This is a genomic window from Escherichia sp. 20412-1, assembly GCF_003027595.1.
GTDB lineage: Bacteria > Pseudomonadota > Gammaproteobacteria > Enterobacterales > Enterobacteriaceae > Escherichia > Escherichia marmotae.
Window position 1 is genome coordinate 167287 of record NZ_PYQM01000002.1, and the last position, 24470, is coordinate 191756.

Here is a 24470-nt window from a genome sequence, read left to right on the forward strand (position 1 = left end):
ATGTCGCAGGCTGCTCTGAACACGCGAAACAGCGAGGAAGAGATTTCTTCTCGCCGCAATAATGGAACACGTCTGGCGGGGATCCTTTTCCTGCTGACGGTTTTAACGACAGTGTTGGTGAGCGGCTGGGTCGTGTTGGGCTGGATGGAAGATGCGCAACGCCTGCCGCTCTCAAAGCTGGTGTTGACCGGTGAACGGCATTACACGCGTAATGACGATATCCGGCAGTCGATCCTGGCGTTGGGTGAGCCGGGTACTTTTATGACCCAGGATGTCAACATCATCCAGACGCAAATAGAACAACGCCTGCCGTGGATTAAGCAGGTGAGCGTCAGAAAGCAGTGGCCTGATGAATTGAAGATTCATCTGGTTGAATATGTGCCGATTGCGCGGTGGAATGATCAACATATGGTAGACGCCGAAGGAAATACCTTCAGCGTGCCACCAGATCGCACCAGCAAGCAGGTGCTCCCGATGTTGTATGGCCCGGAAGGCAGCGCAAATGAAGTGTTGCAGGGCTATCGCGAAATGGGGCAGATGCTGGCAAAGGACAGATTTACTCTGAAGGAAGCGGCGATGACCGCGCGGCGTTCCTGGCAGTTGACGCTGAATAACGATATTAAGCTCAACCTTGGCCGGGGCGATACGATGAAACGTTTGGCTCGCTTTGTAGAACTTTATCCGGTTTTACAGCAGCAGGCGCAAACCGATGGCAAACGGATTAGCTACGTTGATTTGCGTTATGACTCTGGTGCGGCAGTAGGCTGGGCGCCCTTGCCGCCAGAGGAATCTACTCAGCAACAAAATCAGGCACAGGCAGAACAACAATGATCAAGGCGACGGACAGAAAACTGGTAGTAGGACTGGAGATTGGTACCGCGAAGGTTGCCGCTTTAGTAGGGGAAGTTCTGCCCGACGGTATGGTCAATATCATTGGTGTGGGCAGTTGCCCGTCACGTGGTATGGATAAAGGCGGGGTTAACGACCTCGAATCCGTGGTCAAATGCGTACAACGCGCTATTGACCAGGCAGAATTGATGGCAGATTGTCAGATCTCTTCAGTATATCTGGCGCTTTCTGGTAAGCACATCAGTTGTCAGAATGAAATAGGTATGGTGCCCATTTCTGAAGAAGAAGTGACGCAAGAAGATGTGGAAAACGTCGTCCATACCGCGAAATCGGTGCGCGTGCGTGATGAACATCGTGTGTTGCACGTGATCCCGCAAGAGTACGCGATTGACTATCAGGAAGGGATCAAGAACCCGGTGGGGCTTTCCGGCGTGCGAATGCAGGCAAAAGTGCACCTGATCACATGTCACAATGATATGGCGAAAAACATTGTTAAAGCGGTTGAACGTTGTGGCCTGAAAGTTGACCAACTGATATTTGCCGGACTGGCATCAAGTTATTCGGTATTGACGGAAGACGAACGTGAATTGGGAGTCTGCGTCGTCGATATCGGTGGTGGTACAATGGATATCGCCGTTTATACCGGTGGGGCATTGCGCCACACCAAGGTAATTCCTTATGCTGGCAATGTGGTGACCAGTGATATCGCCTATGCCTTTGGCACGCCGCCAAGCGACGCCGAAGCGATTAAAGTTCGCCATGGCTGCGCGTTAGGCTCCATCGTTGGTAAAGATGAGAGTGTGGAAGTGCCGAGCGTAGGTGGGCGACCACCGCGTAGTCTGCAACGTCAGACGCTGGCGGAGGTGATTGAGCCACGGTATACCGAGCTGCTCAATCTGGTCAACGAAGAGATATTGCAGTTGCAGGAAAAGCTTCGCCAACAAGGTGTGAAACATCACCTGGCGGCGGGCATTGTATTAACCGGTGGCGCGGCGCAGATCGAAGGTCTTGCCGCCTGCGCTCAGCGAGTGTTTCATACGCAGGTGCGTATTGGCGCGCCGCTGAATATCACTGGTTTAACTGATTATGCTCAGGAGCCGTATTACTCGACGGCTGTGGGATTGCTTCACTACGGGAAAGAGTCACATCTTAACGGTGAAGCGGAAGTAGAAAAACGTGTTACAGCATCAGTTGGCTCGTGGATCAAGCGACTCAATAGTTGGCTGCGAAAAGAGTTTTAATTTTTATGAGGTCGACGGTGATTACGGCCTCAGGCGACAGGCACATATCGGAGAGAAACTATGTTTGAACCAATGGAACTTACCAACGACGCGGTGATTAAAGTCATCGGCGTCGGCGGCGGCGGCGGTAATGCTGTTGAGCACATGGTGCGTGAGCGCATTGAAGGTGTTGAATTCTTCGCGGTAAATACCGATGCACAGGCGCTGCGTAAAACAGCGGTTGGGCAGACGATTCAGATCGGTAGTGGTATAACCAAAGGACTGGGAGCTGGCGCTAATCCAGAAGTTGGCCGTAATGCGGCTGATGAGGATCGCGATGCACTGCGTGCGGCGCTGGAAGGTGCAGACATGGTATTTATTGCAGCAGGTATGGGGGGCGGTACTGGTACAGGTGCTGCGCCGGTCGTTGCTGAAGTTGCAAAAGATTTGGGGATCCTGACCGTTGCTGTCGTGACTAAGCCTTTCAACTTTGAAGGCAAGAAGCGTATGGCCTTCGCGGAGCAGGGGATCACTGAATTGTCCAAGCATGTGGACTCACTGATTACCATCCCGAACGATAAACTGCTGAAGGTGCTCGGTCGCGGTATTTCCCTGCTTGATGCGTTTGGCGCAGCGAATGATGTGCTGAAAGGTGCTGTTCAGGGTATCGCTGAACTGATTACTCGTCCGGGTCTGATGAACGTCGACTTTGCAGACGTTCGTACCGTGATGTCTGAAATGGGCTACGCGATGATGGGTTCTGGTGTGGCAAGCGGCGAAGACCGTGCGGAAGAAGCGGCTGAAATGGCTATCTCTTCTCCGCTGCTGGAAGACATCGACCTGTCTGGCGCGCGCGGCGTGCTGGTTAACATCACGGCGGGCTTCGACCTGCGTCTGGATGAATTCGAAACCGTAGGTAACACCATCCGTGCATTTGCTTCGGATAACGCGACTGTGGTTATCGGTACATCTCTTGACCCGGATATGAACGATGAACTGCGTGTAACCGTGGTTGCAACAGGCATCGGCATGGACAAACGTCCTGAAATCACTCTCGTGACCAATAAACAAGTTCAGCAGCCGGTGATGGATCGTTACCAACAGCACGGTATGGCACCGCTGACTCAGGAACAGAAACCGGTCGCTAAAGTGGTGAACGACAATACGCCGCAAACCGCGAAAGAACCTGATTATCTGGATATCCCTGCATTCTTGCGTAAGCAAGCTGACTAAGAATAAGCTGGAATTTGGGTTACGAGGCTCTTTGTGCTAAACTGGCCTGCCGAATGTATAGTACACTTCGGTTGGATAGATAATTTGGCGAGATAATACGATGATCAAACAAAGGACACTTAAACGTATCGTTCAGGCGACGGGTGTCGGTTTACATACCGGCAAGAAAGTCACCCTGACGTTACGCCCTGCGCCGGCCAACACCGGGGTCATCTATCGTCGCACCGACTTGAATCCACCGGTAGATTTCCCGGCCGATGCCAAATCTGTGCGTGATACCATGCTCTGTACGTGTCTGGTCAACGAGCATGATGTACGGATTTCAACCGTTGAGCACTTGAACGCTGCGCTCGCGGGCTTAGGCATCGATAACATCGTTATCGAAGTTAACGCACCGGAAATCCCGATTATGGACGGCAGCGCTGCTCCGTTTGTTTACCTGCTGCTTGATGCTGGTATCGACGAACTCAACTGCGCCAAGAAATTTGTTCGCATCAAAGAGACTGTTCGTGTCGAAGATGGCGATAAGTGGGCTGAATTTAAGCCATATAATGGTTTTTCGCTGGATTTCACCATCGATTTCAACCATCCGGCTATCGATTCCAGCAATCAACGCTATGCGATGAACTTCTCTGCTGATGCGTTTATGCGTCAGATCAGCCGTGCGCGTACATTCGGTTTCATGCGCGATATTGAATATCTGCAGTCTCGTGGTTTGTGCCTGGGCGGCAGCTTCGATTGTGCCATCGTTGTTGACGATTATCGCGTACTGAACGAAGACGGTTTGCGTTTTGAAGACGAATTTGTGCGTCACAAAATGCTTGACGCGATCGGTGACTTGTTCATGTGTGGTCACAATATTATTGGTGCATTTACCGCCTATAAATCCGGTCATGCACTGAATAACAAACTGTTGCAGGCTGTCCTGGCAAAACAGGAAGCCTGGGAATATGTGACCTTCCAGGACGACGCAGAACTGCCGTTGGCCTTCAAAGCGCCTTCGACGGTACTGGCATAACGACATTTATACTGTCGTATAAAATTCGACTGGCAAATCTGGCACTCTCTCCGGCCAGGTGAACCAGTCGTTTTTTTTGAGTTGTTATCAGGGCCGTAAGAAACGGTGCGAACGCTGTTTTCTTAAGCACTTTTACGCACAACTTATCTTCATTCCTGCTGTGGACTTCGGCCTTTAATGATAAGATTTGTGCGCTAAAAACGTTTGAATACGATTGGGATGGCAATAACGTGAGTGGAATACTGACGCGCTGGCGACAGTTTGGTAAACGCTACTTCTGGCCGCATCTCTTATTAGGGATGGTCGCGGCGAGTTTAGGTTTGCCTGCGCTCAGCAACGCCGCCGAACCAAATGCGCCCGCAAAAGCGACAACCCGCAACCACGAGCCTTCCGCCAAAGTTAACTTTAGTCAGTTGGCCTTGTTGGAAGCGAATACGCGCCGCCCAAACTCGAACTATTCCGTTGATTACTGGCATCAACACGCAATTCGCACGGTAATCCGTCATCTTTCCTTCGCAATGGCACCGCAAACGCTGCCCGTTGCTGAAGAGTCTTTACCGTTTCAGGCGCAACATCTTGCTTTACTGGATACGCTCAGCGCGCTGCTGACCCAGGAAGGCACGCCGCCTGAAAATGGTTATCGCATTGATTATGCGCATTTTACTCCGCAAGCAGCATTCAGCACGCCCGTCTGGATCAGCCAGGCGCAAGGTATCCGTGCTGGCCCTCAACGCCTTAGCTAATAACGACAAAACCTTTATTTCATTTTATTAACTCCGCACTGCGGGGCGTTTGAGATTTTATTATGCTAATCAAATTATTAACAAAAGTTTTCGGTAGCCGTAACGACCGCACCCTGCGCCGGATGCGCAAAGTCGTCAACCTCATCAATGCCATGGAACCGGAGATGGAAAAACTCTCCGACGAAGAACTGAAGGGAAAAACTGCAGAGTTTCGCGCACGTCTGGAAAAAGGCGAAGTGCTGGAAAACCTGATCCCGGAAGCCTTTGCCGTTGTGCGTGAAGCAAGTAAGCGTGTCTTTGGGATGCGTCACTTCGACGTTCAGTTGCTCGGCGGCATGGTTCTTAATGAACGCTGTATCGCGGAAATGCGTACTGGTGAAGGTAAAACACTGACCGCAACGCTGCCTGCTTACCTGAACGCATTAACCGGTAAGGGCGTGCACGTTGTTACCGTCAACGATTACCTGGCGCAGCGTGACGCCGAAAACAACCGTCCGCTGTTTGAATTCCTCGGTATGACCGTCGGCATCAACCTACCGGGCATGCCTGCGCCAGCGAAACGTGAAGCCTATGCGGCCGACATTACTTACGGTACTAACAACGAGTACGGTTTCGACTACCTGCGCGACAACATGGCGTTCAGCCCAGAAGAGCGTGTACAGCGTAAACTGCACTATGCGCTGGTGGACGAAGTGGACTCCATCCTGATCGATGAAGCGCGTACACCGCTGATCATTTCTGGTCCGGCAGAAGACAGTTCGGAAATGTATAAGCGCGTCAACAAAATCATTCCACACCTGATCCGCCAGGAAAAAGAAGACTCTGAAACCTTCCAGGGCGAAGGTCACTTCTCGGTTGATGAAAAATCTCGTCAGGTGAACCTGACCGAACGTGGTTTGGTGCTGATTGAAGAGCTGTTGGTGAAAGAAGGGATCATGGCCGAAGGCGAGTCGTTGTATTCTCCGGCTAATATCATGCTGATGCACCACGTAACGGCGGCGCTGCGTGCCCACGCGCTATTTACCCGCGACGTCGATTACATCGTTAAAGATGGTGAAGTTATCATCGTTGACGAACATACCGGTCGTACCATGCAAGGGCGTCGCTGGTCCGATGGCCTGCACCAGGCTGTGGAAGCGAAAGAAGGTGTGCAGATCCAGAACGAAAACCAGACGCTGGCTTCTATCACCTTCCAGAACTACTTCCGTTTGTATGAAAAACTGGCGGGGATGACCGGTACGGCTGATACCGAAGCATTCGAATTTAGCTCAATCTACAAGCTGGATACCGTCGTCGTTCCGACTAACCGTCCGATGATTCGTAAAGATCTGCCGGATCTGGTCTACATGACCGAAGCGGAAAAAATCCAGGCGATCATTGAAGATATCAAAGAGCGTACCGCGAAAGGCCAGCCGGTGCTGGTTGGTACTATCTCCATCGAAAAATCAGAACTGGTATCAAACGAGCTGACCAAAGCGGGTATCAAGCATAACGTTCTGAACGCCAAATTCCACGCCAACGAAGCTGCGATTGTTGCCCAGGCGGGTTATCCGGCGGCTGTGACTATCGCGACCAACATGGCGGGTCGTGGTACTGACATTGTGCTCGGCGGTAGCTGGCAGGCAGAAGTTGCCGCGCTGGAAAACCCGACCGCAGAGCAAATTGAAAAAATTAAAGCTGACTGGCAGGTACGCCACGACGCGGTTCTGGCAGCAGGTGGTTTGCATATCATCGGTACAGAACGTCACGAATCTCGTCGTATCGATAACCAGTTGCGTGGCCGTTCGGGTCGCCAGGGCGATGCCGGTTCTTCCCGTTTCTACCTGTCGATGGAAGATGCGCTGATGCGTATTTTTGCCTCCGACCGTGTTTCCGGCATGATGCGTAAACTGGGTATGAAACCTGGAGAAGCGATTGAACACCCTTGGGTAACCAAAGCAATTGCCAACGCCCAGCGTAAAGTTGAAAGCCGTAACTTCGACATTCGTAAACAGTTGCTGGAATACGATGACGTAGCTAACGATCAGCGTCGCGCCATTTACTCCCAGCGTAACGAACTGCTGGATGTCAGCGATGTGAGCGAAACCATCAACAGCATTCGTGAAGATGTGTTCAAAGCGACCATCGATGCCTACATTCCGCCACAATCACTGGAAGAAATGTGGGACATTCCTGGGCTGCAAGAGCGTCTGAAAAACGATTTCGATCTCGATATGCCGATTGCCGAGTGGCTGGACAAAGAGCCAGAGCTGCATGAAGAGACGCTGCGTGAGCGTATTCTGGCGCAGTCCATCGAAGTGTATCAGCGTAAAGAAGAAGTGGTTGGCGCCGAGATGATGCGTCACTTCGAGAAAGGTGTGATGTTGCAAACGCTGGACTCCCTGTGGAAAGAGCACCTGGCGGCGATGGATTACCTGCGTCAGGGGATCCACCTGCGTGGTTACGCGCAGAAAGATCCGAAGCAGGAATACAAACGTGAATCCTTCGCAATGTTTGCGGCGATGCTGGAATCATTGAAATATGAAGTGGTTAGCACGCTGAGCAAAGTTCAGGTTCGTATGCCGGAAGAAGTTGAAGAGCTGGAGCAACAGCGTCGTATGGAAGCCGAGCGTTTAGCGCAAATGCAGCAGCTTAGCCATCAGGATGACGACTCTGCAGCCGCAGCGGCGCTGGCTGCACAAACCGGCGAGCGTAAAGTTGGGCGTAACGATCCTTGCCCGTGCGGTTCCGGTAAAAAATACAAGCAGTGCCATGGTCGCCTGCAATAAAAACTAATCAATAAGACAAAAGGCGCAGAAATCTGCGCCTTTTTTATAGGTTTAAGACAATGAAAAAACTGCAAATTGCGGTAGGTATTATTCGCAACGAGAACCACGAAATCTTTATAACCCGCCGTGCCGCAGATGCGCACATGGCGAATAAGTTGGAGTTTCCTGGCGGTAAAATTGAAGCGGGCGAAACGCCAGAACAGGCGGTGGTGCGGGAGCTTCAGGAAGAAGTCGGGATTACGCCACAACGTTTTTCGCTGTTTGAAAAGCTGGAATATCAGTTCCCTGACAGGCATATCACACTGTGGTTCTGGCTGGTCGAAGGCTGGGAAGGGGAACCGTGGGGAAAAGAAGGGCAACCTGGTGAGTGGATGGCGCTGGCCAGCCTCAATGCAGAAGATTTTCCGCCAGCCAATGAACCGGTAATTGCGAAGCTTAAGCGCCTGTAGGTCAAATAAGGCGTTCACGCCGCATCCGACATTTGCCCTGATGCCTGATGCGACGCAGGCGCGTCTTATCAGGCCTGCGGGATTTTGTAATCCGTTGATATGCAAGATCTTGCAGGTCGGATAAGGCGTTTACACCGCATCCGACAATGCCTCACCTCTTACACCCAATTACTTCAGCTCTTCGCTCCAGTCATCGCTTTCGGACAGATCGCCGCTGCTGGGGATGCGTTTTTCTTCAGCAGCCCATTCTCCGAGGTCGATCAACTGACAACGTTTGCAACAAAATGGCCGAAACGGGCTGATTTCACCCCATACCACCGTTTTCCCGCAAGTTGGGCAGTTCACCGTAATAGTTTCTGACATCGTAACTCCTTAGCAGCACGCCAGTTCAAAATCCAGGCGCTCTGGCACCAGACCATTTTCACTGTCCAGCGGCATAAAACGAATCGCAAAACGACTCTTATGACCGGAAATTTGCGGATAAAGCTGTGAATCAAGGGCCAGATTCAGCCGTAGAAGATCAGCGTCTTCGCCATTATCCTGATAGAAACCGTTCAGACTGGTTTGTTTGCGAAACGGTGCCGACTGGCGAATTAAATCTAACACCATGGTAAGTGCCTGGGTGAGCGGATTCAGGCTGGCAATCCAGGTTTCTACCTGGCTGTCGCGCTGCGCCTGGGGTAAATGCAGCCAGATATGCAAAGTTGGCAAATCAAAGCTACAACAACCGCCGGGTATGCTCAGACGCTGGCGCACTAAAGCAATCAGACGATCTTCACGCAGAAATTGCCCGATACGCGGTGCGGAAATCAGCACGCTGCCCGCCGCTTTTAACTGCTGAATTAATGCTTCAATACGGCTCTGGTCCACGCCTGGCACGTCAATCCAGGTCTGGAGTTTACGCTGCTGGCGGTCAAGCTCTTTCAACAATTCGGTGCGTACTTCCCCACGCTCGAAAACATCCAGCAAGTCACTGACATTACGGAAGAAATGCAGAGCGCCAGCGTAGTCAACGATGGGTAAATTTACAGTGAGTTGCTGAATCAAAAACTCAATGCGTAGCCATGTACGCATTTTTTCATTTAGTGGATGTTCAAAAAGGACCTGGGTCTGCATTAAGGTTTTTCCTGTGAGACAAACTGCGACGCAAGCTGCAAGTAATTTGCGTGCAGGCGGGCAACATCCGATGCAATAGCATCCGGTGCGCCGTTATTATCAATGACGTCATCTGCCACGGCAAGGCGGGCTTCGCGCGTTGCCTGGGCAGCAAGAATTTGTTCGACATGTTCGCGAGTAACATCATCGCGCTGCATGGTGCGCTTAAGTTGCGTTTCTGGGCTGACATCCACCACCAGCACACGATTCGCTTTTTTATACAGCGAGTTTTCTACCAGCAATGGCACAACCCAAAGTACATAGGGGGAAGTTGCTTGCTGGAGCTGACGTTGCGTCTCCTGCTGAATCAACGGATGTAGCAGGGCATTAAGCCAGTTTTTCTCTTCCGGGTTGGCGAAGATCCGCTCGCGTAAGGCCCGGCGCTGCAATGTTCCATCAGCAGCAATCATATCAGCGCCGAAATGTTCAGCAATGGCACGCAGTGCAGGTCTACCCGGTTCAACTACCTGACGCGCAATAATATCGGCATCAATGACGTTAATTCCGAGGTCAGCAAACGCATTTGCAACGGTACTCTTGCCACTGCCAATGCCACCCGTTAAGGCAACCGTATACCTCATATTTTATATTCCCGGGAATTCATCATGATTATCAAAACATTAAAAATGAGCACGCGAAAGCGGGATTAATGAAACGTTCGCCCATTATTTACCAGGTAAATTTATGGGATTGTAGCGTAAAAAAAGACAATTTCGCAGTCTTGCGCCACATAGATTAGTGCGTATGATAGCGTCACTGGAGTTGCGCTCTTACCCTTATAGCCATTAACCCCAGGAATCCGCACATGCGTATTGAAGAAGATCTGAAGTTAGGTTTTAAAGACGTTCTCATCCGTCCTAAACGCTCCACTCTTAAAAGCCGTTCCGATGTTGAACTGGAACGTCAATTCACCTTCAAACATTCAGGTCAGAGCTGGTCCGGCGTGCCGATTATCGCCGCAAATATGGATACCGTAGGCACTTTTACCATGGCTACGGCATTGGCTTCTTTCGATATTCTGACTGCTGTACATAAACATTACTCTGTTGACGAGTGGCAAGCGTTTATCAACAATTCTTCCGCTGATGTGCTGAAACATGTGATGGTTTCTACCGGCACGTCAGATGCGGATTTCGAAAAAACTAAACAGATTCTCGACCTGAACCCGGCATTAAACTTCGTTTGTATTGACGTGGCGAATGGTTATTCCGAGCACTTCGTACAGTTCGTTGCGAAAGCGCGTGAAGCGTGGCCGACCAAAACCATTTGTGCTGGCAACGTAGTGACAGGTGAAATGTGTGAGGAGCTTATCCTCTCCGGTGCCGATATCGTTAAAGTTGGCATTGGCCCAGGTTCTGTTTGTACGACTCGCGTCAAGACGGGCGTCGGTTACCCGCAGCTTTCTGCAGTAATCGAATGTGCTGATGCCGCGCACGGTCTGGGCGGGATGATCGTCAGCGATGGCGGTTGCACCACGCCGGGCGATGTAGCTAAAGCCTTTGGTGGCGGTGCTGATTTCGTGATGCTCGGCGGTATGCTGGCGGGGCACGAAGAGAGCGGCGGTCGTATCGTCGAAGAGAACGGCGAAAAATTTATGTTGTTCTACGGTATGAGCTCCGAGTCTGCGATGAAACGTCACGTTGGCGGCGTTGCAGAATATCGTGCAGCGGAAGGTAAAACCGTTAAGCTGCCGCTGCGTGGCCCAGTTGAAAACACCGCGCGTGATATTTTGGGTGGCCTGCGTTCAGCTTGTACATATGTTGGGGCTTCTCGCCTGAAAGAACTGACCAAGCGCACCACGTTTATCCGCGTACTGGAACAAGAAAACCGCATCTTCAATAACCTGTAATCTCCCAATGCTGGCGTGGATCACTGCGCCAGCGTTATCCCATCCCACTCATCGCGTCGCCCAGATGAAAAATTGGCAAATACATTGCCACCACCAGCGTGCCGATAATTCCTCCGGTAATGACCAGTAAGGCCGGTTCCAGTAAAGCAGCAAGATTATCTGCCAGCGCCAACGTGTTATCCCGATGATGGTGGGCGAGATTCTCCAGCATGAGATCCAGCGACCCGGATGCTTCTCCCGTTCTCACTAACTGCAAACAGAGCGGGCTAAACTCACCGGCATTTTTTAACGCCAGCCAGATGGGCTGACCGTTGCTGATATCGTGCTGGATTTGTGTCAGAAGTTGTGCCCAGTACGGGCAGCCCATTGTCTCTTTGACGCTCTCTACCCCTTGCAAAAAAGTAATACCTGCACTTTGTGTCAGCGCCAGAATCGTAAAGATCTGCGTGAGCTTTTGTCCCCGCATTAGTGAACCCATAATTGGGATGCGTAACAGCGATTTCTGCCTCACGATAAGCCAGGTCGGGCGGCGCATCAGCAACTTATTGGCTATTGCCAGCAGTAAGCCGAACAACAGCAGCAGCCAGCCCCACTCACCGCTGAAATCTGCCAGCGTCATGATCCCCTGCGTAAGTGTCGGTAGCGGGGTGTTAAAGGTTTTATAGATAGCGGCAAACTCGGGCAGAACAAAATGCAGCATTGCTACAACTACCGTTATCGCCATCGCTAAAATGATAATGGGATAACGCAATGCTGATTTCACTTTGTCGGCTAACTGGCGCTGGGCTTTTTGCTGACGAGCCAGTTCAAAGCAGCATTCATCCAGCTTACCGGTCAGTTCGCCTGTGCGGATCATCGCCTGATAAAGCGGCGGAAAAACCTCTGACCAGGGCAATAAGGCATTGGAAAAGGCAATACCCTGTTCGAGATCGTGTGCCAGCGATTGCAATAACGCCTGCCATTGCCTGCTCGGATGTTGCTCCGCCAATAGGGCTAATCCTTCCGAAAGGGTTAGTCCGGCTTTGAGTAATGTTGCCAGTTGATGAATGACTTCCGCGCTTTTGTCTGCGTGCCACTGGGCTGAATTAATAGATATCCGCTTCAAGTGGGGTAACGGCTTGTTGCTGTAGTGCGATAAGTAGCAAAGAACGGCTCTCTGCCCACAGTACTCCATCTTGCGCATTGCCGTCGCCGGTTATGCCATGCCAGCGCCAGAGTTGCTTACTCGCCATGTGGCATCCCCAATACGCGGATTAACTCTTCAAAGGTGGTTAAACCTTGTTCCACGGCCAGGCAGCCGTTTTCAAAAAGCGTGTGCATTCCAGTTTGTCGGGCGTGCGTTTCCAGCGATTCAACGTCGGTATTAGCGGAAATGAGCTGGCGTATGACAGGTGTTATGGGCAGAACTTCAAATAAGGCCGTGCGGCCATAAAAACCGTGGTAGCAATGTTTACAACCAGGTGCTTGCCAGCGGGGCAACGACGATGACCATAAATTGCCTGGAAGGCGGATTGCTTCCCCTTGCTGCAGGCGACAATGCGGGCAAAGTTTGCGAACCAGACGTTGGGCTACCACCAGCGTGAGTGCTGATGAGAGCATCCAGCGGGCAACACCCATTTGCTGTAAACGCACCAGTGTTTCGCAGGTAGAGTTGGTGTGTAGCGTGGACAACACCAGGTGACCCGTTTGTGCGGCTTTAATGGCAATTTCTGCCGTTTCACCATCACGGATCTCTCCGATCATGATGACATCGGGATCCTGACGTAATAACGCACGCAAAACCCCCTGAAAGGTAAGACCAGCACGCGGATGGATTTGCGTCTGGTTAAGCCCTGCGATGGGGATCTCCACCGGATCTTCGACGCTGCAAATATTAATATCGGCGGTATTCAGCGTTTGCAGAGCGCTATAAAGTGTGACCGTTTTACCGCTACCGGTAGGACCGGTAACCAACACCAGCCCTTGTGGTTGCTGTAGGGCATGAGCAAAGTCCGCCAGTTGTAACTGCTGCATTCCCAGCGTGTTGACATCCAGCGCCTGGTCCACCTGCTGTAACAGCCGCAATACCACTTTTTCACCGCCCCGACATGGCAAGGTAGCAATGCGAAATGAGACTGTGTTACCCGCCAGTTCGACAGTGAATTGCCCATCCTGCGGCAGGCGATGTTCCGCAATATCCAGGCTTCCCAGCACTTTTAATCTGGCTGTTAATGCTATTCCGGCATCCAGTGGAACATCTGGTAAAGGATGCAACACGCCGTCGATGCGTAAGCGGATGCGGTAGCTATTGTCCGCTGGTTCGATATGAATATCAGAAGCGCGTTGTTCGAGTGCAGATTGTAACGTTTGAGTCAGCAATTCTGTTTTGGGCTGATATTTTTCCGGGGCTGCTACGGGCAACCTATGTTGTGACCGGCTGGCGTGGCCTTCCATCTGCTGGCGCGTCCAGCAGGTGATCTCAATGCGTTTGGTAGTAGCGAAATGCAAAGCGTCAAGTAACTCATGTGAGGGCGCATCGACCACCGCAACATGAACCACCTCTTCGCTGGCATCCAGCAAGACGCCCTGGTAACGCAGGCACAGAGCGGTGAGCTGTGAAATATTCATTGCCGCTCCTTAGTTGGCGTCATCAAAGCGGAAGACATCTTCGCAGGCTTGCTGCAACGCGCTGTCACTTTGAATATTGCAGTTGCGCGTCCAGCCGGTGACGCCGTTGGCGTTATCCCAACCTGGTGTCATGATGACGCTTAACCCATTGAGGCTCTCTTGTCCTGTCAGCGACACCACGCCTTTTGCCACACTCATAGCAGAGACATAGCGAGTGGTGGTGGGCGAGGGGATGCCGTTACTGCCGCCGTCGCAGGTATCTAATCCGCCATGCTCCAGTGCGCATAATTCTACGGCGGTGCGGTAAGGCACAAAGGTTTGCAGCATGTCGGTGAGCGCTGCTTTGCGCAGGTAGTTCTGATAAGCGGGAATACCAATGGCGCTTAAAATGGCAATAATGCCAATAACTACCATTAGTTCGATGAGTGTAAAGCCGCGTTGTTTGTCCATCTGTTTCGCTCCTTGATTTCGTTGGCGCTACTTTGGCAAACGCCATCGGCACAGGCGAGGGGCAAAAAACGAAACGGGAAGGCGGGTTCCGAGGTTTTTTATTATGTTGCAGTGAAAGACAAGATATTTGCGAGGCGTTACGAAGAAAGTTGGAGAAGGTAAGATTCATCCGCTCGCTACGGAGCGGATGAATCTGTCAGCAATTAGCGAAAACGCATTGAAAGGTCGAGTGCCTGTACGTGTTTGGTCAGTGCGCCGACAGAGATAAAGTCCACGCCTGTTTCGGCAAATTCGCGCAGAGTTTTGTCGGTGACGTTACCCGAAACTTCCAGCAGCGCCTTACCATTGGTACGTTTGACAGCTTCGCGCATTTGTTCTGTTTCGAAGTTATCCAGCATGATGATATCGGCACCTGCTTTCAGGGCTTCATCAAGTTCTTCCAGATCCTCGACTTCGACTTCTACTGGCGCATCCGGGTGCAGCCAGGACGCTTTTTCGACCGCCTGACGTACTGAGCCAGAGGCAATAATATGGTTTTCTTTAATCAGGAAGGCGTCAGAAAGTCCCAGGCGGTGATTCGCTCCGCCGCCGCAAAGTACCGCATATTTCAGAGCCGAACGCAGACCGGGCAAGGTTTTGCGAGTATCCAGCAACTGCGTGTTGGTGCCTTCCAGCAGTTTGACATAGTGGCGAACCTTACTGGCAACCCCAGAAAGGGTTTGTACAAAATTGAGCGCCGTGCGTTCACCCGTTAGCAGCACGCGGGAGGGGCCTTCAAGTTCGAAAAGGAGTTGATTGGCGTTGATGACATCACCGTCATCCACATGCCAGATAATGGTGACATCGTCACCAGCCAGTTGAATAAACACCTCTTCAACCCAGCGTTTGCCGCAAAATACGCCATTCTCGCGGGTGATCACTGTTGCATGAGAGCGAGAATTTTCCGGTAAAAGTTTTGCCGTAATATCATTGTTGGCATCGACTGTTCCGCCTAAATCTTCCCGCAGCGCCTGTGCCACCGCGCCGGGTATATCGAGATTAATGCGTTCCAGCAGCTCGTCACGTCGGGTGTCAGGGTTATAGCGGCGAGGCGGCATGTTAAAACTCCAGATAGCTAACGAATCATAAGGTAGAAACATGCTACTCTGAACCGGATATTAGCACCACATATAAGGAGATCCTGCATGTTGTTAGAACAGGGGTGGCTGACCGGCGCGCGCCGCGTTCCCTCGCCTCATTACGATTGTCGCCCGGATGACGAAGTTCCCACCCTGCTGGTGGTGCACAATATTAGCCTGCCGCCAGGTGAGTTTGGCGGCCCGTGGATCGACGCATTATTCACCGGAACTATTGATCCGCAGGCGCATCCCTTCTTTGCTGAGATAGCTCATTTGCGCGTTTCCGCTCACTGTTTGATTCGCCGTGATGGTGAAATTGTCCAGTATGTTCCTTTCGATAAACGCGCCTGGCACGCGGGTGTCTCTCAGTATCAAGGTCGTGAACGCTGTAATGATTTTTCTATTGGGATTGAGCTGGAAGGCACCGATACGCTGGCTTACACCGATGCGCAGTATCAGCAACTGGCGGCGGTCACTCGGGCGTTGATTGATCGCTATCCAGCTATTGCTAATAACATGACGGGGCATTGCGATATTGCGCCGGATCGTAAAACCGATCCTGGTCCTGCATTTGATTGGGCACGGTTTCGCGCGCTGGTCAGCAAGGAGACAACATGACGCTATTCACAACCTTACTGGTGTTAATTTTTGAGCGCCTGTTTAAGTTGGGCGAGCACTGGCAGCTTGATCACCGCCTTGAAGCGTTCTTTCGGCGGGTGAAACATTTTTCACTCGGGCGCACGTTAGGTATGACCATTATTGCGATGGGGGTGACTTTTTTGCTGTTGCGCGCGTTGCATGGGCTATTGTTCAACGTTCCGACGCTGCTGGTGTGGCTGCTGATTGGTTTGCTGTGTATTGGCGCAGGTAAAGTTCGTCTTCATTATCATGCTTATCTGGCAGCCGCTTCACGTAATGATAGCCATGCCCGTTCCACAATGGCTGGCGAACTCACTATGATTCACGGCGTCCCTGCAGGCTGCGATGAACGTGAATACTTGCGGGAACTGCAAAATGCACTGCTGTGGATTAACTTTCGTTTTTACCTGGCACCGCTGTTCTGGTTGATTGTGGGGGGAAGTTGGGGGCCAGTTACGCTGATGGGGTATGCGTTTTTGCGCGCATGGCAATACTGGCTGGCGCGTTACCAGACGCCGCATCATCGTTTACAGTCGGGGATTGATGCAGTGCTTCATGTCGCGGATTGGGTGCCGGTTCGCCTTGCGGGTGTGGTTTATGCCTTGATCGGCCACGGTGAGAAAGCGTTACCTGCCTGGTTTGCTTCGCTGGCCGATTTCCATACTTCGCAATATCAGGTGTTAACGCGTCTGGCGCAGTTCTCTCTGGCGCGTGAACCGCATGTCGATAAGGTGGAGACACCGAAAGCAGCAGTTTCAATGGCGAAGAAAACCTCGTTTGTGGTCGTGGTAGTGATTGCGCTACTGACGATTTACGGGACATTGGTGTAAAGATTGTTGCCCTCACCCAGACAGGGTGAGGGCGTAGAGAGATTAATGCGCTTTTACTGCTTTTGCGGTTTTCTCTTTAAACAGATAGCCGATACCTAACACCACCAGCCATACCGGGATCAGGTAAACCGAAATCGCCATCCCCGGCGTCATCAGCATAATTACCAGTACCGCCGCCATAAACAGCAGGCAGATCCAGTTACCCAGCGGATAGAGCAGGGCAGGGAAGCGGGTAGCCACACCTTGTGCTTGTTTGGCACGACGGAATTTCATGTGCGCAAGACTTATCATCGCCCAGTTGATTACCAGAGCGGAAACCACCAGCGCCATTAACAGTCCGAATGCGGACTCTGGGGCAAGGTAGTTAATCAGTACGCACAATGCCGTAACCAGCGCAGATACCAGAATGGTGTTGACCGGTACGCCGCGTTTATCGACGGAAGCGAGCATTTTCGGTGCATTTCCCTGTTGTGCCAGACCAAACAGCATACGGCTGTTGCAGTAGACGCAACTGTTGTACACGGAAAGTGCCGCCGTCAACACCACGATATTCAGGGCGTTAGCCACAAAGGTGTCGCCCAGTTCATGGAAGATCAACACGAATGGACTGGTATCAGCGGTAACGCGCGTCCACGGCATCAGTGAGAGCAGGACGGCTAACGAACCAATGTAGAAAATCAGGATGCGGTAGATAACCTGATTGGTTGCTTTCGGGATGCTTTGCTCCGGGTTATCGGCTTCTGCGGCGGTGATCCCCACTAGCTCCAGACCACCAAACGAGAACATGATAATCGCCATCATCATCACCAGCCCGGTGAAGCCGTGCGGCAGGAATCCGCCCTGTTCCCAGAGGTTACGGACGGTCGCTTGCGGACCGCCGTTGCCACTGAACAGCAGCCAGCCGCCGAAGATGATCATCGCCACCACCGCGATAACTTTGATAATGGCAAACCAGAACTCCATCTCGCCAAACACTTTAACGTTGGTCAGGTTGATGGCGTTGATCACCACAAAGAACACGGCGGCAGAAGCCCAGGTTGGGATATCCGGATACCAGAACTGAATGTATTTGCCGACGGCAGTAAGCTCCGCCATGGCAACTAATACGTACAATACCCAGTAGTTCCAGCCTGAGGCGAAGCCAGCAAAGCTCCCCCAGTATTTATAAGCAAAGTGGCTGAAGGAGCCTGCTACCGGTTCTTCGACCACCATTTCACCTAGCTGACGCATGATCAGAAAGGCGATAAAACCAGCAATGGCGTAACCCAGAATGATCCCTGGCCCTGCGGACTGTATTACGGAGGCGCTTCCCAGGAATAGCCCGGTCCCTATCGCGCCACCCAGCGCGATAAGCTGAATATGGCGGTTTTTAAGGCCGCGCTTTAGCTGCTCGCCGTGCTGTTGACCTTCCATCATGAAACCTCGTGCGGTGATTGTTTTTTTGATCTACGCAGTGATGCGTGTGTAAGTTTGCAATTCCGTTTGTTGTATTAATTTGTTTACAACTTGGAAGTTTGAATTGTTACAAAAAGACTTCCGTCAGATCAAGAATAATGGTATGCGGCAGCGAATGCACCCGCTTTATGCATGGTTGAAGATGGGTTGTCTAAAAAGAAACCATTTGTAAAGACCAGTCTCAAACAATCCCACCCATAACAAAGAATATAAATTCATTTTTATTGAATTAAAAATCGAAAAATTGGTAAGTGAATCGGTTCAATTCGGATTTTTATAGTTTAATAATCGTTAAAAAAAACCTTGCTCACGTAAAGCCTACATTTGTGCATAGTTACAACTTTGAAACGCTATATATGTCAAGTTGTTAAAATGTGCACAGTTTCATGATTTCAATCAAAACCTGTATAGACATAAGGTGAATACTTTGTTACTTTAGCGTCACAGACATGAAATTGGTAAGACCAATTGACTTCGGCAAGTGGCTTAAGACAGGAACTCATGGCCTACAGCAAAATCCGCCAACCAAAACTCTCCGATGTGATTGAGCAGCAACTGGAGTTTTTGATCCTCGAGGGCACCCTTCGCCCTGGTGAAAAACTCCCACCGGAACGCGAACTGGCGAAACAGTTCGACGTCTCCCGTCCCTCCTTGCGTGAGGCGATTCAACGTCTCGAAGCGAAGGGCTTGTTGCTTCGTCGCCAGGGTGGCGGCACTTTTGTCCAGAGCAGCCTCTGGCAAAGCTTCAGCGATCCGCTGGTGGAGCTGCTCTCCGACCATCCTGAATCACAATACGACTTGCTCGAAACACGACACGCCCTGGAAGGCATAGCCGCCTATTACGCCGCATTGCGTAGTACCGATGAAGACAAGGAACGCATTCGTGAACTCCACCACGCCATAGAGCTGGCGCAGCAGTCTGGCGATCTGGACGCGGAATCAAACGCCGTACTCCAGTATCAGATTGCCGTCACCGAAGCGGCCCACAATGTGGTTTTGCTTCATCTGCTAAGGTGTATGGAGCCGATGTTGGCCCAGAATGTCCGTCAAAACTTCGAATTGCTCTATTCGCGTCGAGAGATGCTGCCGCTGGTGAGTAGTCACCGCACTCGCATATTCGAAGCAATTATGGCCGGTAAGCCAGAAGAAGCGCGCGAAGCATCGCATCGCCATCTGGCCTTTATCGAAGAAATCTTGCTCGACAGAAGCCGTGAGGAGAGCCGCCGTGAACGTTCTCTGCGCCGTCTGGAGCAACGAAAGAATTAGTGATTTTTCTGGTGAAAATTAGCCAGAAGATGTTGTAAATCAAGCGCATATAAAAGCGCAGCAACTAAACGTAGAACCTGTCTTATTGAGCTTTCCAGCGAGAGTTCAATGGGACAGGTTCCAGAAAACTCAACGTTATTAGATAGATAAGGAATAACCCATGTCAGAACGTTTCCCAAATGACGTGGATCCGATCGAAACTCGCGACTGGCTCCAGGCGATCGAATCGGTCATCCGTGAAGAAGGTGTTGAGCGTGCTCAGTATCTGATCGACCAACTGCTTGCTGAAGCCCGCAAAGGCGGAGTCAACGTAGCCGCAGGCACCGGCGTCAGCAACTACATCAACACCATCCCCGTTGAAGAACAGCCGGAGTATCCGGGTAATCTGGAACTGGAACGCCGTATTCGTTCAGCTATCCGCTGGAACGCCATCATGACGGTTCTGCGTGCATCCAAAAAAGATCTGGAACTGGGCGGCCACATGGCGTCTTTCCAGTCTTCCGCAACCATTTATGATGTGTGTTTTAACCACTTCTTCCGTGCACGCAACGAGCAGGATGGCGGCGACCTGGTTTACTTCCAGGGGCACATCTCCCCGGGCGTTTACGCACGAGCTTTCCTGGAAGGTCGTCTGACTCAGGAGCAACTGGATAATTTCCGTCAGGAAGTCCACGGTAATGGCCTCTCTTCCTACCCGCACCCGAAACTGATGCCGGAATTCTGGCAGTTCCCGACCGTATCTATGGGGCTGGGGCCAATCGGTGCTATCTACCAGGCGAAGTTCCTGAAATATCTGGAACACCGTGGCCTGAAAGATACCTCTAAACAGACCGTTTACGCATTCCTTGGTGACGGCGAGATGGACGAACCAGAATCCAAAGGTGCGATCACCATCGCTACCCGTGAAAAACTGGATAACCTGGTCTTCGTTATCAACTGTAACCTGCAGCGTCTTGACGGCCCGGTCACCGGTAACGGCAAGATCATCAACGAACTGGAAGGCATCTTCGAAGGTGCTGGCTGGAACGTGATCAAAGTGATGTGGGGTAGCCGTTGGGATGAGCTGCTGCGTAAAGATACCAGCGGTAAACTGATCCAACTGATGAACGAAACCGTTGACGGCGACTACCAGACCTTCAAATCGAAAGATGGTGCGTACGTTCGTGAACACTTCTTCGGTAAATATCCGGAAACCGCAGCGCTGGTTGCAGACTGGACTGACGAGCAGATCTGGGCATTGAACCGTGGCGGTCACGATCCGAAGAAAATCTACGCTGCATTCAAGAAAGCGCAGGAAACCAAAGGCAAAGCGACAGTAATCCTTGCTCATACCATTAAAGGTTACGGCATGGGCGATGCGGCTGAAGGTAAAAACATTGCGCACCAGGTTAAGAAAATGAACATGGACGGCGTGCGCCATATCCGCGACCGTTTCAATGTGCCGGTGTCTGATGCAGATATCGAAAAACTGCCGTACATCACCTTCCCGGAAGGTTCTGAAGAGCATACCTATCTGCACGCTCAGCGTCAGAAACTGCACGGTTATCTGCCAAGCCGCCAGCCGAACTTTACCGAGAAGCTGGAGCTGCCGAGCCTGCAAGACTTCGGTGCGCTGCTGGAAGAACAGAGCAAAGAGATCTCCACCACTATCGCTTTCGTTCGTGCCCTGAACGTGATGCTGAAGAACAAGTCGATCAAAGACCGACTTGTGCCGATCATCGCTGACGAAGCGCGTACTTTCGGTATGGAAGGTCTGTTCCGTCAGATTGGTATCTACAGCCCGAACGGTCAGCAGTACACCCCGCAGGATCGCGAGCAGGTTGCGTACTATAAAGAAGACGAGAAAGGTCAGATTCTGCAGGAAGGGATCAACGAGCTGGGCGCAGGTTGTTCCTGGCTGGCTGCGGCGACCTCTTACAGCACCAACAATCTGCCGATGATTCCGTTCTACATCTATTACTCGATGTTCGGATTCCAGCGTATTGGCGATCTGTGCTGGGCGGCTGGCGACCAGCAGGCGCGTGGCTTCCTGATCGGCGGTACTTCCGGTCGTACCACCCTGAACGGCGAAGGTCTGCAGCACGAAGATGGTCACAGCCACATTCAGTCGCTGACTATCCCGAACTGTATTTCTTACGACCCGGCTTACGCTTACGAAGTTGCTGTCATCATGCATGATGGTCTGGAGCGTATGTACGGTGAAAAACAAGAGAACGTTTACTACTACATCACCACGCTGAACGAAAACTACCACATGCCGGCAATGCCGGAAGGTGCTGAGGAAGGTATCCGTAAAGGTATCTACAAACTCGAAACCATTGAAGGTAGCAAAGGTAAAGTTCAACTGCTGGGCTCCGGTTCTATCCTGCGCCACGTCCGTGAAGCAGCACAGATCCTGGCGAAAGATTACGGCGTAGGTTCTGACGTTTATAGCGTGACCTCCTTCACCGAACTGGCGCGTGATGGTCAGGATTGTGAACGCTGGAACATGCTGCATCCGCTGGAAACTCCGCGCGTTCCGTACATCGCTCAGGTGATGAACGACGCTCCGGCAGTGGCATCTACCGACTATATGAAACTGTTCGCTGAGCAGGTCCGTACTTACGTACCGGCTGACGACTACCGCGTACTGGGTACTGATGGCTTCGGTCGTTCCGACAGCCGTGAGAACCTGCGTCACCACTTTGAAGTTGATGCTTCTTATGTCGTGGTTGCGGCGCTGGGCGAACTGGCTAAACGTGGCGAAATCGATAAGAAAGTGGTTGCTGACGCAATCGCCAAATTCAACATCGATGCAGATAAAGTTAACCCGCGTCTGGCGTAAGAGGTAAAAGAATAATGGCTATCGAAATCAAAGTACCGGACATCGGGGCTGATGAAGTTGAAATCACCGAGATCCTGGTCAAAGTGGGCGACAAAGTTGAAGCCGAACAGTCGCTGATCACCGTAGAAGGCGACAAAGCCTCTATGGAAGTTCCGTCTCCGCAGGCGGGTATCGTTAAAGAGATCAAAGTCTCTGTTGGCGATAAAACCCAGACCGGCGCACTGATTATGATTTTCGATTCCGCCGACGGTGCAGCAGACGCTGCACCTGCTCAGGCAGAAGAGAAGAAAGAAGCAGCTCCGGCAGCAGCACCAGCGGCTGCGGCGGCAAAAGACGTTAACGTTCCGGATATCGGCAGCGACGAAGTTGAAGTGACCGAAATCCTGGTGAAAGTGGGCGACAAAGTTGAAGCTGAACAGTCGCTGATCACCGTAGAAGGCGACAAGGCTTCTATGGAAGTTCCGGCTCCGTTTGCGGGCATCGTGAAAGAGATCAAAGTGAACGTTGGCGACAAAGTGTCTACCGGCTCACTGATTATGGTCTTCGAAGTTGCGGGTGCAGCCGGCGCGGCAGCTCCGGCTCCGGCGGCAAAACAGGAAGCGGCTCCGGCACCTGCGGCAGCGACTGGCGTGAAAGAAGTTAACGTTCCGGATATCGGCGGTGACGAAGTTGAAGTGACCGAAGTGATGGTGAAAGTGGGCGACAAAGTTACCGCTGAGCAGTCACTGATCACCGTAGAAGGCGACAAAGCTTCTATGGAAGTTCCGGCTCCGTTCGCGGGCGTGGTGAAAGAACTGAAAGTGAATGTTGGCGACAAAGTGAAAACTGGCTCGCTGATTATGATCTTCGAAGTTGAAGGCGCTGCGCCTGCTGCAGCTCCGGCGAAACAGGAAGCGGCTGCTCCGGCCCCGGCTGCAAAAGCTGAAGCTCCGGCAGCAGCACCGGCTGCAAAAGCGGAAGGCAAATCTGAATTTGCTGAAAACGACGCTTATGTTCACGCGACTCCGCTGATCCGCCGTCTGGCTCGCGAGTTCGGCGTTAACCTGGCGAAAGTGAAGGGCACTGGCCGTAAAGGTCGTATCCTGCGCGAAGACGTTCAGGCTTATGTGAAAGAAGCCATCAAACGTGCAGAAGCGGCTCCGGCAGCGACTGGCGGCGGTATCCCAGGCATGTTGCCGTGGCCGAAGGTGGACTTCAGCAAGTTTGGTGAAATCGAAGAAGTGGAACTGGGTCGCATTCAGAAAATCTCTGGTGCTAACCTGAGCCGTAACTGGGTGATGATCCCGCACGTTACCCACTTCGACAAAACCGATATCACCGAGCTGGAAGCGTTCCGTAAACAGCAGAACGAAGAAGCTGCGAAACGTAAGCTGGATGTGAAGATCACCCCGGTTGTCTTCATCATGAAAGCCGTTGCTGCGGCACTTGAGCAGATGCCTCGCTTCAACAGTTCTCTGTCGGAAGACGGTCAGCGTCTGACCCTGAAGAAATACATCAACATCGGTGTGGCGGTGGATACTCCGAACGGTCTGGTTGTTCCGGTATTCAAAGACGTCAACAAGAAAGGCATCATCGAGCTGTCTCGCGAGCTGATGACCATTTCCAAGAAAGCGCGTGACGGTAAGCTGACTGCGGGCGAAATGCAGGGTGGTTGCTTCACCATCTCCAGTATCGGCGGCCTGGGTACTACCCACTTCGCGCCGATTGTGAACGCACCGGAAGTGGCTATCCTCGGCGTTTCCAAGTCCGCGATGGAACCTGTGTGGAATGGTAAAGAGTTCGTGCCGCGTCTGATGCTGCCGATTTCTCTCTCCTTTGACCACCGCGTGATCGACGGTGCTGATGGTGCGCGTTTCATTACCATCATTAACAACACGCTGTCTGACATTCGCCGTCTGGTGATGTAAATAAAAGAGCCGGCCCAACGGCCGGCTTTTTTCTGGTAATCTTATGAATATATTGAGGTTATCAGGTAATAGACAAATCGGTTGCCGTTT

The 24470-nt window shown here is 51.8% G+C and carries 21 protein-coding genes and 1 pseudogene; 14 read left to right on the forward strand and 8 right to left on the reverse strand.

Annotated features, from left to right (window positions below; translation table 11 throughout):
- The 7 genes from ftsQ to mutT all read left to right on the forward strand — a co-directional run bounded on the left by ftsQ (nt 1) and on the right by mutT (nt 8280).
- Complete coding sequence (ftsQ, locus tag C7B16_RS02485; protein WP_000075732.1) at nt 1-831, forward strand: cell division protein FtsQ; 831 nt, start codon at nt 1-3, stop codon at nt 829-831.
- Nucleotides 828-2090: a cell division protein FtsA gene (ftsA, locus tag C7B16_RS02490; RefSeq protein WP_000588474.1), complete on the forward strand. Its 1263-nt coding sequence runs from the start codon at nt 828-830 to the stop codon at nt 2088-2090. The genes ftsQ and ftsA overlap by 4 nt, the downstream gene beginning before the upstream one ends.
- 60 nt (nt 2091-2150) lie before the next feature.
- Nucleotides 2151-3302 (forward strand): cell division protein FtsZ, encoded by a 1152-nt coding sequence (gene ftsZ / locus C7B16_RS02495; protein ID WP_000462777.1) that lies wholly within the window; start codon nt 2151-2153, stop codon nt 3300-3302.
- A gap of 100 nt (nt 3303-3402) precedes the next feature.
- Entirely contained in the window at nt 3403-4320 is a 918-nt protein-coding gene (gene lpxC / locus C7B16_RS02500; RefSeq protein ID WP_000595484.1) for a UDP-3-O-acyl-N-acetylglucosamine deacetylase, read from the forward strand.
- A 230-nt stretch (nt 4321-4550) separates the two neighbouring features.
- Nucleotides 4551-5063 carry a secA translation cis-regulator SecM gene (secM, locus tag C7B16_RS02505; protein WP_000014327.1) on the forward strand — a complete coding sequence of 171 codons (513 nt, stop codon included), beginning with the start codon at nt 4551-4553 and terminating at the stop codon, nt 5061-5063.
- A gap of 62 nt (nt 5064-5125) precedes the next feature.
- Nucleotides 5126-7831, forward strand: a complete 2706-nt coding sequence (secA, locus tag C7B16_RS02510; RefSeq protein WP_000905806.1) for a preprotein translocase subunit SecA — start codon at nt 5126-5128, stop codon at nt 7829-7831.
- Between the two features lie 59 nt (nt 7832-7890).
- Nucleotides 7891-8280 (forward strand): 8-oxo-dGTP diphosphatase MutT, encoded by a 390-nt coding sequence (mutT, locus tag C7B16_RS02515; RefSeq protein ID WP_001517744.1) that lies wholly within the window; start codon nt 7891-7893, stop codon nt 8278-8280.
- A gap of 168 nt (nt 8281-8448) precedes the next feature.
- Here mutT and yacG read toward each other — a convergent pair whose 3' ends face one another.
- From yacG to coaE, 3 genes are read right to left on the reverse strand one after another with little or no spacing between them, the layout of a single operon-like run.
- Nucleotides 8449-8643 carry a DNA gyrase inhibitor YacG gene (yacG, locus tag C7B16_RS02520; RefSeq protein ID WP_000005032.1) on the reverse strand — a complete coding sequence of 65 codons (195 nt, stop codon included), beginning with the start codon at nt 8641-8643 and terminating at the stop codon, nt 8449-8451.
- A gap of 9 nt (nt 8644-8652) precedes the next feature.
- The gene (gene zapD, locus C7B16_RS02525) at nt 8653-9396 is read right to left on the reverse strand and encodes a cell division protein ZapD (protein ID WP_001194740.1); all 744 of its coding nucleotides are present in this window, start codon (nt 9394-9396) and stop codon (nt 8653-8655) included.
- Nucleotides 9396-10016: a dephospho-CoA kinase gene (gene coaE / locus C7B16_RS02530; RefSeq protein ID WP_038354956.1), complete on the reverse strand. Its 621-nt coding sequence runs from the start codon at nt 10014-10016 to the stop codon at nt 9396-9398. The genes zapD and coaE overlap by 1 nt, the downstream gene beginning before the upstream one ends.
- A 24-nt stretch (nt 10017-10040) precedes the next feature.
- On the opposite strand from coaE, the gene C7B16_RS24760 reads away from it, so the two are divergent.
- Nucleotides 10041-10085, forward strand: coding sequence for a hypothetical protein (locus C7B16_RS24760; protein WP_175419238.1), 45 nt, complete (start codon nt 10041-10043; stop codon nt 10083-10085).
- Nucleotides 10086-10240: 155 nt separating this feature from the next.
- Entirely contained in the window at nt 10241-11284 is a 1044-nt protein-coding gene (gene guaC, locus C7B16_RS02535; protein ID WP_016249612.1) for a GMP reductase, read from the forward strand.
- A 34-nt stretch (nt 11285-11318) separates the two neighbouring features.
- Here the strand turns inward: guaC and hofC are convergent.
- The 4 genes and pseudogenes from hofC to nadC form a co-directional block, all read right to left on the reverse strand.
- Nucleotides 11319-12516: pseudogene (gene hofC, locus C7B16_RS02540) on the reverse strand (protein transport protein HofC).
- The gene (gene gspE, locus C7B16_RS02545) at nt 12506-13891 is read right to left on the reverse strand and encodes a type II secretion system protein GspE (RefSeq protein ID WP_001027409.1); all 1386 of its coding nucleotides are present in this window, start codon (nt 13889-13891) and stop codon (nt 12506-12508) included. Before gspE ends, hofC begins: the two are co-directional and overlap by 11 nt.
- A 9-nt stretch (nt 13892-13900) precedes the next feature.
- On the reverse strand, nt 13901-14341 hold the full coding sequence (gene ppdD / locus C7B16_RS02550; protein ID WP_000360899.1) for a prepilin peptidase-dependent pilin: 441 nt from the start codon (nt 14339-14341) through the stop codon (nt 13901-13903).
- A 203-nt stretch (nt 14342-14544) separates the two neighbouring features.
- Nucleotides 14545-15438 carry a carboxylating nicotinate-nucleotide diphosphorylase gene (gene nadC / locus C7B16_RS02555; protein ID WP_001135155.1) on the reverse strand — a complete coding sequence of 298 codons (894 nt, stop codon included), beginning with the start codon at nt 15436-15438 and terminating at the stop codon, nt 14545-14547.
- 87 nt (nt 15439-15525) lie between these two features.
- On the opposite strand from nadC, the gene ampD reads away from it, so the two are divergent.
- Nucleotides 15526-16077 carry a 1,6-anhydro-N-acetylmuramyl-L-alanine amidase AmpD gene (gene ampD, locus C7B16_RS02560; protein WP_000923708.1) on the forward strand — a complete coding sequence of 184 codons (552 nt, stop codon included), beginning with the start codon at nt 15526-15528 and terminating at the stop codon, nt 16075-16077.
- Nucleotides 16074-16928, forward strand: a complete 855-nt coding sequence (gene ampE / locus C7B16_RS02565; RefSeq protein WP_000171988.1) for a beta-lactamase regulator AmpE — start codon at nt 16074-16076, stop codon at nt 16926-16928. The genes ampD and ampE overlap by 4 nt, the downstream gene beginning before the upstream one ends.
- A 42-nt stretch (nt 16929-16970) precedes the next feature.
- On the opposite strand, the gene aroP is transcribed toward ampE, so the two are convergent.
- Complete coding sequence (gene aroP, locus C7B16_RS02570) at nt 16971-18344, reverse strand: aromatic amino acid transporter AroP (protein ID WP_000969908.1); 1374 nt, start codon at nt 18342-18344, stop codon at nt 16971-16973.
- 540 nt (nt 18345-18884) lie between these two features.
- On the opposite strand from aroP, the gene pdhR reads away from it, so the two are divergent.
- From pdhR to aceF, 3 genes are all read left to right on the forward strand, one after another.
- Nucleotides 18885-19649, forward strand: a complete 765-nt coding sequence (pdhR, locus tag C7B16_RS02575) for a pyruvate dehydrogenase complex transcriptional repressor PdhR (RefSeq protein ID WP_000331776.1) — start codon at nt 18885-18887, stop codon at nt 19647-19649.
- Nucleotides 19650-19809: 160 nt separating this feature from the next.
- Complete coding sequence (aceE, locus tag C7B16_RS02585; protein WP_000003835.1) at nt 19810-22473, forward strand: pyruvate dehydrogenase (acetyl-transferring), homodimeric type; 2664 nt, start codon at nt 19810-19812, stop codon at nt 22471-22473.
- Nucleotides 22474-22487: 14 nt separating this feature from the next.
- Complete coding sequence (aceF, locus tag C7B16_RS02590) at nt 22488-24380, forward strand: pyruvate dehydrogenase complex dihydrolipoyllysine-residue acetyltransferase (protein WP_038354960.1); 1893 nt, start codon at nt 22488-22490, stop codon at nt 24378-24380.
- Nucleotides 24381-24470 lie beyond the last annotated feature (90 nt).

Coding starts and splice junctions, on each gene's coding strand:
- gspE (WP_001027409.1), bottom strand. CDS start 13,891: ATGAATATTTCACAGCTCACCGCTCTGTGCCTGCGTTACCAGGGCGTC.
- lpxC (WP_000595484.1), top strand. CDS start 3,403: ATGATCAAACAAAGGACACTTAAACGTATCGTTCAGGCGACGGGTGTC.
- aceF (WP_038354960.1), top strand. CDS start 22,488: ATGGCTATCGAAATCAAAGTACCGGACATCGGGGCTGATGAAGTTGAA.
- guaC (WP_016249612.1), top strand. CDS start 10,241: ATGCGTATTGAAGAAGATCTGAAGTTAGGTTTTAAAGACGTTCTCATC.
- ampE (WP_000171988.1), top strand. CDS start 16,074: ATGACGCTATTCACAACCTTACTGGTGTTAATTTTTGAGCGCCTGTTT.
- pdhR (WP_000331776.1), top strand. CDS start 18,885: ATGGCCTACAGCAAAATCCGCCAACCAAAACTCTCCGATGTGATTGAG.
- yacG (WP_000005032.1), bottom strand. CDS start 8,643: ATGTCAGAAACTATTACGGTGAACTGCCCAACTTGCGGGAAAACGGTG.
- ampD (WP_000923708.1), top strand. CDS start 15,526: ATGTTGTTAGAACAGGGGTGGCTGACCGGCGCGCGCCGCGTTCCCTCG.
- aceE (WP_000003835.1), top strand. CDS start 19,810: ATGTCAGAACGTTTCCCAAATGACGTGGATCCGATCGAAACTCGCGAC.
- mutT (WP_001517744.1), top strand. CDS start 7,891: ATGAAAAAACTGCAAATTGCGGTAGGTATTATTCGCAACGAGAACCAC.
- coaE (WP_038354956.1), bottom strand. CDS start 10,016: ATGAGGTATACGGTTGCCTTAACGGGTGGCATTGGCAGTGGCAAGAGT.
- aroP (WP_000969908.1), bottom strand. CDS start 18,344: ATGATGGAAGGTCAACAGCACGGCGAGCAGCTAAAGCGCGGCCTTAAA.
- ftsA (WP_000588474.1), top strand. CDS start 828: ATGATCAAGGCGACGGACAGAAAACTGGTAGTAGGACTGGAGATTGGT.
- ftsQ (WP_000075732.1), top strand. CDS start 1: ATGTCGCAGGCTGCTCTGAACACGCGAAACAGCGAGGAAGAGATTTCT.
- nadC (WP_001135155.1), bottom strand. CDS start 15,438: ATGCCGCCTCGCCGCTATAACCCTGACACCCGACGTGACGAGCTGCTG.
- ftsZ (WP_000462777.1), top strand. CDS start 2,151: ATGTTTGAACCAATGGAACTTACCAACGACGCGGTGATTAAAGTCATC.
- zapD (WP_001194740.1), bottom strand. CDS start 9,396: ATGCAGACCCAGGTCCTTTTTGAACATCCACTAAATGAAAAAATGCGT.
- ppdD (WP_000360899.1), bottom strand. CDS start 14,341: ATGGACAAACAACGCGGCTTTACACTCATCGAACTAATGGTAGTTATT.
- secA (WP_000905806.1), top strand. CDS start 5,126: ATGCTAATCAAATTATTAACAAAAGTTTTCGGTAGCCGTAACGACCGC.